This is a genomic window from Streptomyces sp. NPDC006265 (genome assembly GCF_040613555.1).
In the GTDB taxonomy this organism is placed as follows: domain Bacteria; phylum Actinomycetota; class Actinomycetes; order Streptomycetales; family Streptomycetaceae; genus Streptomyces.
In genome coordinates, this window is the sequence record NZ_JBEXSH010000396.1 from 1 (window position 1) to 7,969 (window position 7,969).

6 protein-coding genes are annotated in these 7,969 nt (G+C 71.4%); 1 reads left to right on the top strand and 5 read right to left on the bottom strand.

Annotated elements, in window-relative coordinates; translation table 11 throughout:
• The 5 genes from ABZ281_RS27840 to ABZ281_RS27860 form a co-directional block, all read right to left on the bottom strand.
• Positions 1-438: cation:proton antiporter (locus tag ABZ281_RS27840; RefSeq protein WP_356659785.1), on the bottom strand; the 438-nt coding region annotated here is incomplete at its 3' end.
• A gap of 94 nt (positions 439-532) precedes the next feature.
• Positions 533-1,000, bottom strand: a complete 468-nt coding sequence (locus tag ABZ281_RS27845; RefSeq protein WP_356659787.1) for a GNAT family N-acetyltransferase — start codon at positions 998-1,000, stop codon at positions 533-535.
• Entirely contained in the window at positions 997-1,941 is a 945-nt protein-coding gene (locus ABZ281_RS27850; RefSeq protein WP_033312665.1) for an RluA family pseudouridine synthase, read from the bottom strand. Before ABZ281_RS27850 ends, ABZ281_RS27845 begins: the two co-directional genes overlap by 4 nt.
• Before the next feature lie 43 nt (positions 1,942-1,984).
• Positions 1,985-2,644, bottom strand: a complete 660-nt coding sequence (gene lspA / locus ABZ281_RS27855; RefSeq protein WP_356659789.1) for a signal peptidase II — start codon at positions 2,642-2,644, stop codon at positions 1,985-1,987.
• Positions 2,645-2,733: 89 nt separating this feature from the next.
• Positions 2,734-4,119, bottom strand: coding sequence for a TraR/DksA C4-type zinc finger protein (locus tag ABZ281_RS27860; RefSeq protein WP_356659791.1), 1,386 nt, complete (start codon positions 4,117-4,119; stop codon positions 2,734-2,736).
• Between the two features lie 649 nt (positions 4,120-4,768).
• Between ABZ281_RS27860 and ileS the strand changes: the two genes are divergently transcribed.
• Positions 4,769-7,921, top strand: a complete 3,153-nt coding sequence (gene ileS / locus ABZ281_RS27865; RefSeq protein ID WP_356659793.1) for an isoleucine--tRNA ligase — start codon at positions 4,769-4,771, stop codon at positions 7,919-7,921.
• Positions 7,922-7,969 lie beyond the last annotated feature (48 nt).

Genomic DNA, 7,969 nt, shown 5'->3' on the forward strand with positions numbered 1-7,969 from the left:
CAGGTCCCGTCCAGGGACCGACCGGCCCTGCCGCGGGAGTCCGGAGCGGCCCGGGGACTGCCGGTTCATACGGCGGTGCGGGGGTGCGCCATCGCAGGCCGCGGCGAGCGGCAGCCCCGGCACGATCGCGTCGGCCACGGCGGCCACGCAGGCCATGGTGACGAACACCAGGGCCACGGCCAGCAGGAAGATCGGCCTCTTGTTCGCCGCGAACTGCCGCCAGGACGTGCGCCGCACGGCGGCGTACAGCAGGGGCGGCAGCAGCAGCGGCAGGATCAGGTCCGGCGCGATCTCGACGTTCGGTACGAACGGCAGCAGCGCGAGGACTATCCCCAGGAGCGTCATCAGCACCGGGGCGGGCACCTTGAACCGGTCACCCACGGGGACACTGATCACGGCCCCGAGCAGCAGCACGAACAGCAGGGCCAACTGATCCACGGTCAGCGCTCCGGGAGGTCAAGTGGTCACACGGCTGACCTCAAGCCTGCCACGCGACTCCCGGGACAAACCGTTTCAGCACCCCCTCGGAGGGCTAGAGCGGACGCCGCATCCCCTGGTGCGGAATGCCCGCCTCCAAGTACTCGGGCCCATAGGGCTCGTAGCCGAGCCGCTCGTAGAAGCCCAGCGCGTGCGTCTGCGCGTGCAGGTCCACGGCCGCGAGCCCGCGTGCGCGTGCCGCGTCCTCGATGGCCCGCACCAGGGCTGCGCCGACACCGAGCCCGCGCGCGGGCTCCGCCACGGCCAGCCGGCCGAGGGAGCCCACGGACGGGTCGGCGCCGGTCTGCGCCACGGCTGCCTCCCCGTGCAGCAGCCGCCCGGTCCCGAGCGGCACACCGTCCTGGCGGACCGCCAGCACATGGACCGCGTCGGCGTCGTACGCGTCGTACTCCAGGTCCTCCGGCACAGCCTGCTCGCCGACGAAGACCTCCTTGCGCACCGCGAAGCACGCCTCACGGTCGGCCGCGTCCTCGGCGACCCGCACCAGGTACGGGGTGCTCACGCGTACGTCTCCTCTCGGACCTGCTCCAGGGCCTTCTGCAGGTCCTCCGGGTAGTCGCAGGAAAACTCCGCCCACTGCCCGTCCCCGGGGTGCTCGAAGCCGAGCCGCACCGCGTGCAGCCACTGCCGGGTCAGGCCGAGGCGCTTGGCGAGCGTCGGGTCGGCGCCGTAGGTGAGGTCGCCGACGCAGGGGTGCCGGTGGGCGGCCATGTGGACGCGGATCTGGTGCGTGCGGCCGGTCTCCAGCTTCACGTCGAGCAGGGAGGCCGCGCGGAACGCCTCGATGAGGTCGTAGTGCGTGACGGACGGCTTGCCCTCGGCGGTGACGGCCCACTTGTAGTCGTGCTGGGGGTGCCGGCCGATGGGCGCGTCGATGGTGCCGCTGGTCGGGTCGGGGTGGCCCTGGACGAGCGTGTGGTACCGCTTGTCGACCGTGCGCTCCTTGAACTGGCGCTTGAGCGAGGTGTAGGCGCGCTCCGACTTGGCGACCACCATGAGGCCCGAGGTGCCCACGTCGAGCCGGTGCACGATGCCCTGGCGCTCGGCGGCGCCGGAGGTGGAGATCCGGTACCCGGCGGCGGCCAGGCCTCCGATGACGGTCGGCCCGGTCCAGCCCGGCGACGGGTGCGCGGCGACGCCGACGGGCTTGACGATCACGACGACGTCGTCGTCGTCGTGCACGATCTCCATGCCCTCGACCGGCTCGGCCACCACCTGCACCGGCGCGGGCGCCTGCGGCATCTCGACCTCCAGCCAGGCGCCGCCGTGCACGCGCTCCGACTTGCCGACCACCGACCCGTCGACCGTGACCTTCCCCGCGGCGGCGAGCTCGGCCGCCTTGGTACGGGAGAAGCCGAACATGCGGGAGATGGCGGCGTCGACGCGCTCGCCCTCCAGGCCGTCGGGCACGGGCAGGGTACGGATCTCGGGAAGCGTGCTCACCCGTCGAGTATGCCGGACGGCTCGGACGGAGCCGTACGCGCGCTCAGTCCTTGTGGACGGTCCCGTCCGGGTCGAGGCCCCGGAACGACAGCAGCACGATCAGGATGCCGCCGCACACGATCGCCGAGTCGGCCAGGTTGAAGACGGCGAAGTGCTTGGGCGCGATGAAGTCCACGACCGCGCCCTCGAGAACGCCCGGCGCCCGGAAGATCCGGTCGGTGAGGTTGCCCAGTGCCCCGCCGAGCAGCAGGCCCAGCGCGATGGCCCAGGGCAGGCTGTAGAGCTTGCGGGCGAGGCGGGCGATCACCACGATCACCGCCGCCGCGATCATGGTGAAGATCACGGTGAAGGCCTCGCCGAAGCCGAAGGCCGCGCCGGCGTTGCGGATCGCCTCGAACTTCAGCCAGTCCCCGACGATCTCGATGGGCGGGTGATGCTCCAGCTTGGCCACCACGATCATCTTGCTGATCAGGTCGAGGGCGTAGGCGAAGGCGGCGACGGCGAACAGCACCGCGATCCGGCGCCTGCCCCGGGGCCGCCCGGCGGTGGCCTCCGGTTCGCCGGTACCGGACGCTTCCGGCGCGGCCGCCGGGCCGTTGCCGGGCTCACCGGGTGGAGTGCCCTCGGAGTCGGGCCGCTCCTTGCCGCCCCCGGTCGCGTCCGGTGTGTCCGGCGTACCGATGATGCGCTCCGCCTCTGCCACGTGAGTCCCTCAACCTAGGTGCCTGACTGAGGACGAGGGTACGGCACACCCCGGACGTCGCACGTGCTCAGGAGGCATTCGGCGGCCGGTCAGTACCGGCGCTCCTGCTTCTGCTTGCACTCCACGCAGAGTGTGGCCCGGGGGAAGGCCTGCATGCGCGCTTTGCCGATGGCGTTGCCACAGTTCTCACACAGGCCGTAGGTGCCCGCGTGCAGGCGTTCCAGGGCGCGCTCGGTCTGGGTGAGCATCTCGCGGGCGTTGGCGGCCAGGGCCAGCTCGTGCTCACGGGTGATGTTCTTGGTGCCGGTGTCCGCCTGGTCGTCGCCCGCGCCGTCCCCGGAATCCCGCATCAGACCGGCCAGCGACCGCTCCGACGACGTGATCTCCTCGCGCAGCCGGGTCTCCTCGGACGTCAGCTCGGACCGGGCCTCCTCGACCTCCTCCGCCGTCCAGGGGTCCTCGCCCGGGCGTACCGCCAGCTCACCGGGGTCTGCCGCGGCGACCCGTGCCTTCGGAACGGCGGTCTTCGCCGCCGTGGCCGTGCCAGGAGTCTTCTTCGCAACCACCGTCGTCGCTCCCGTCTGCGGAGCGGCCTCGGCCGCACCCGCCTTCTTGGCCGTGCTGCTCGCGGCCGTGTCCTGTGTGACCGCGCCGGCCCGGGCAGCGCCCTTGCCGACCGCGCTCCTGGTGGTGCTCTTGCCTCCGGCGGCCTTCTCGGCCGAGGTCCTCTTGGCGGCGGTCCGCTTGCCGGCCGTCTTCCTGGCCGCGGCCTTCTCGCCGGTGGCCTTCCCTGTCGGGGAGGTCTTCCTGGCCGCCGCCTTCTTCCCGCCCGCGTTCCCGGCCGGAGCCTTGTCCGCCGGCACCTCGGCCGGCGCCTCATCCGCCGAAGCCTCGGCCGATGCCTTCTGCGTGGAGGCCTTGGCCGACGCCTTCTGCGTGGAGGCCTTGGCCGGCGCCTTCTGCGTGGAGGCCTTGGCCGACGCCTTCTGCTCGGAGGCCTTGGCCGGCGCCTTCTTCGCCGAAGCCCTGGCCGGTGACCCCTCCGCCGACGCCCTGGCCGATCCGGCCGATGCCTTCTCCGCCGGTGCCTCGGCCGCGCCCTCGGTGGCCGGAGCCGATCGAGTCGCTGCCGCCTTGGGCGCTGTCGTCGCCGCCGTCGCCGCCTTCTCGGCCATGGCCTCCTCGGTCACGACGTCCGCGGTGTCGGCCTCCTTCGTCACGGCCTTCCTGGTCACGGCCTTCCTGGCCGCCGTCTTCTTCTCGGTCGTCTTCTTCTCGGTCGTCTTCTTCTCGGTCGTCTTCTTCTCGGTCGCCTTCGTCCCGCCGGCGGCCTTCCTCCCGCCCTCCTTGGCTGCCCGCCCCGCCGAGCCTCCCTGCGCGGCCTTCTTCCCGCCCACGTCCTTGGCCGCGCCGCCTGAGGCCTCCGCGGACCTGCCGGACGCCGGCTGCTGTACGGCGGTCTTCTTCGCCACCATGGCCGCGGCCCCTTCACACATTGTGACCTTGCTCGCGAATCGTGCTGGGACGATAAATCGACTCGAGTCCCGCGGCAACGGGGCACACCGCCCGATTCGCCCGCCTCGCGCACGCCGCGCGGCGACCTGCATCCGTTGTGCCCAGCTCCCCGCCCGGTAATCCGCCGAGCAGGACGTCCCGGGATCCGAATACCTATACCGTGCCATTCGTGTCATCAAACCCATTTCACACCCCACCCGGCGCCCACAGCGCACCCCACGGGCCACCCCACCCCCGCAGGCCCGAAAACCGGTCGGCCGCGGTTCGCGCGGAGCCGTACACTGGGCGGAGCGAAAAGCGTGGATGGGACGAGTAGCGGCGTACGCAGCCCAGAGCGACCCGGGGACGGTGGAAGCCCGGGGGCGAGCGCGACGTGAAGATCACCCCGGAGCCGCCGGAAGAACGCCTTGGACAGTGGGCTCCGCCCATGGTCCGCAGGGGCCAGTAGACCCGGCATCGCGACCCCAATGAGGGGGCTCGCCGGCGCACACCCCGTGCCGGAGGGCCAAGGAGGGTGGTACCGCGGGAGCGCGCCGAAGGCGGCGCAGGCAGACGTAGCTCTCGTCCCTCCGGACGGAAGGCAGCAAGTCCGCCGGAGGAAGCCCGCTGATGACATCGCCGACGTATCGCCAGGTACCCGCCCAGGTCGACCTGCCCGCCCTCGAGCACGCCGTGCTCGACTTCTGGCGCGAGCAGAAGATCTTCGCCAAGAGCCTGGAGCAGTCCGAGGGCCGCCCCGAGTGGGTGTTCTACGAGGGCCCGCCCACCGCCAACGGCATGCCCGGTGCCCACCACATCGAGGCGCGCGTCTTCAAGGACGTCTTCCCCCGCTTCCGGACCATGCGCGGCTACCACGTGGCCCGCAAGGCCGGCTGGGACTGCCACGGCCTCCCGGTCGAGCTCGCCGTCGAGAAGGAGCTCGGCTTCTCCGGCAAGCAGGACATCGAGGCGTACGGCATCGCGGAGTTCAACGCGAAGTGCCGCGAGTCGGTGACCCGGCACACGGACGCCTTCGAGGCGCTCACGACCCGCATGGGCTACTGGACCGACCTCCAGGACCCCTACCGCACGATGGACCCCGAGTACATCGAGTCGGTCTGGTGGTCGCTGAAGGAGATCTTCAACAAGGGCCTGCTGGTCCAGGACCACCGCGTCGCCCCCTGGTGCCCGCGCTGCGGCACGGGCCTGTCCGACCACGAGCTGGCGCAGGGCTACGAGACGGTCGTCGACCCGTCGGTCTTCGTCCGCTTCCCGCTCACCTCCGGCCCGCTCGCCGGCGAGGCCGCGCTCCTGGTGTGGACGACGACCCCGTGGACCCTGGTGTCCAACACCGCCGTCGCCGCCCACCCCGAGGTCACCTACGTCGTCGCGACGAAGGGCCCGGAAGGTTCGGAGAGGCTGGTCGTCGCCGAGCCGCTCCTCGCCAAGGCCCTCGGCGAGGGCTGGGAGACCACCGGCCAGACGTTCACGGGCGCCGAGATGGAGCGCTGGACGTACCAGCGCCCGTTCGAGCTGGTGGAGTTCCCCGAGGCGGCCCACTTCGTGGTCAACGCCGAGTACGTCACCACCGAGGACGGCACGGGCCTGGTCCACCAGTCCCCCGCCTTCGGTGAGGACGACCTGAAGGTCTGCCGCTCCTACGGCCTGCCGGTCGTGAACCCGGTCCGCCCGGACGGCACCTTCGAGGAGGACGTCCCCCTCGTCGGCGGCGTCTTCTTCAAGAAGGCCGACGAGAAGCTCACCGAGGACCTCGACCACCGCGGCCTGCTCTTCAAACACATCCCGTACGAGCACAGCTACCCGCACTGCTGGCGCTGCCACACCGCACTGCTCTACTACGCGCAGCCCTCCTGGTACATCCGCACCACGGTGCTCAAGGACCGCCTCCTCGCGGAGAACGAGGGCACCAACTGGTTCCCGGACACGGTCAAGAACGGCCGTTACGGCGACTGGCTGAACAACAACATCGACTGGGCACTGTCCCGCAACCGCTACTGGGGCACCCCGCTGCCGATCTGGCGCTGCGAGGACGACCACCTCACCTGCACCGGGTCCCTCGCGGAGCTGTCGGAGCTGACCGGCACGGACCAGTCGGGCCTGGACCCGCACCGCCCGTTCATCGACGAGGTCACCTTCGCCTGCCCGCAGGGGGGTTGCGGCAAGACCGCCACGCGCGTGCCCGAGGTGATCGACGCCTGGTACGACTCGGGTTCGATGCCGTTCGCGCAGTGGGGCTACCCGTACAAGAACAAGGAGCTGTTCGAGGCCCGCTACCCGGCGCAGTTCATCTGCGAGGCCATCGACCAGACCCGCGGCTGGTTCTACACGCTGATGGCCGTCGGCACGCTCGTCTTCGACAAGTCCTCGTACGAGAACGTGGTCTGCCTCGGGCACATCCTGGCCGAGGACGGCCGCAAGATGTCCAAGCACCTGGGTAACACCCTGGAGCCGATCCCGCTCATGGACCGGCACGGCGCCGACGCGGTCCGTTGGTTCATGGCGGCCGGCGGCTCCCCGTGGGCGGCCCGCCGCGTGGGCCACGGCACGATCCAGGAGGTCGTCCGCAAGACGCTCCTGACGTACTGGAACACGGTGGCCTTCCAGGCCCTCTACGCCCGTACGACGAACTGGGCCCCGTCCGAGGCCGACCCGGCCCCGGCCGACCGCCCGGTCCTGGACCGCTGGCTGCTGTCCGAACTGCACGCGCTCACCGACCAGGTCACCCAGGCGCTGGACGCCTACGACACCCAGCGCGCCGGCAAGCTGCTGTCCGCGTTCGTCGACGACCTGTCCAACTGGTACGTGCGCCGCTCCCGTCGCCGCTTCTGGCAGGGCGACAAGGCGGCCCTGCGCACGCTGCACGAGGTCGTCGAGACGGTCACCCAGCTGATGGCCCCGCTGACCCCGTTCATCGCCGAGCGGGTGTGGCAGGACCTGATCGTCCCCGTCACCCCGGGCGCTCCGGAGTCGGTCCATCTGTCGTCCTGGCCGAAGGCGGACCTCTCCGCCATCGACCCGGAGCTGTCGAAGCAAATGGTCCTGGTGCGCCGCCTGGTGGAGCTGGGCCGTGCCACGCGCGCGGAGTCGGGCGTCAAGACGCGTCAGCCGCTGTCGCGCGCCCTCATCGCGGCGTCGGGCTTCGACGCGCTGGACTCCGAACTGCGCACGCAGATCACGGAGGAGCTGAACGTCGAGTCCCTGGCGACGCTGAGCGAGGTCGGCGGCAGCCTGGTCGACACCACGGCGAAGGCCAACTTCCGTGCGCTGGGCAAGCGGTTCGGCAAGCGCGTCCAGGACGTGGCCAAGGCCGTCGCGAACACGGACGCCGCCGCCCTGTCCCTGGCCCTGCGCGAGGGCACGGCGTCGGTCGAGGTCGACGGCGAGACCGTCACGCTGGCTCCCGACGAGGTCATCATCACGGAGACCCCGCGCGAGGGCTGGTCGGTGGCCTCCGACTCGGGTGCCACGGTCGCGCTGGACCTGGAGATCACCGAGGAGCTCCGCCGGGCGGGCCTGGCCCGTGACGCGATCCGCCTGATCCAGGAGGCCCGCAAGAACAGCGGCCTCGACGTGGCCGACCGCATCGCACTGCGCTGGACGGCCACGGACCGGGCGACGGTCGAGGCCCTCAGCGACCACGCCCGCCTGATCGCCGACGAGGTCCTGGCGACCGACTTCGGTCAGGGCGAGGCGGACGACGGCTATGGCACCCCGTTCACCGACGAGGGCCTCACCCTCACGTTCCGCCTGCGCAAGGCGTAACCCCGGCCGGACAGTCCGAAGGCCCGGTCCCGCCAAAGATCTTGGCGG

Bases quoted from the DNA above. Each gene is read 5' to 3' on its own strand.
- ABZ281_RS27860 (WP_356659791.1), bottom strand. From the start codon at position 4,119: ATGGTGGCGAAGAAGACCGCCGTACAGCAGCCGGCGTCCGGCAGGTCC.
- ileS (WP_356659793.1), top strand. From the start codon at position 4,769: ATGACATCGCCGACGTATCGCCAGGTACCCGCCCAGGTCGACCTGCCC.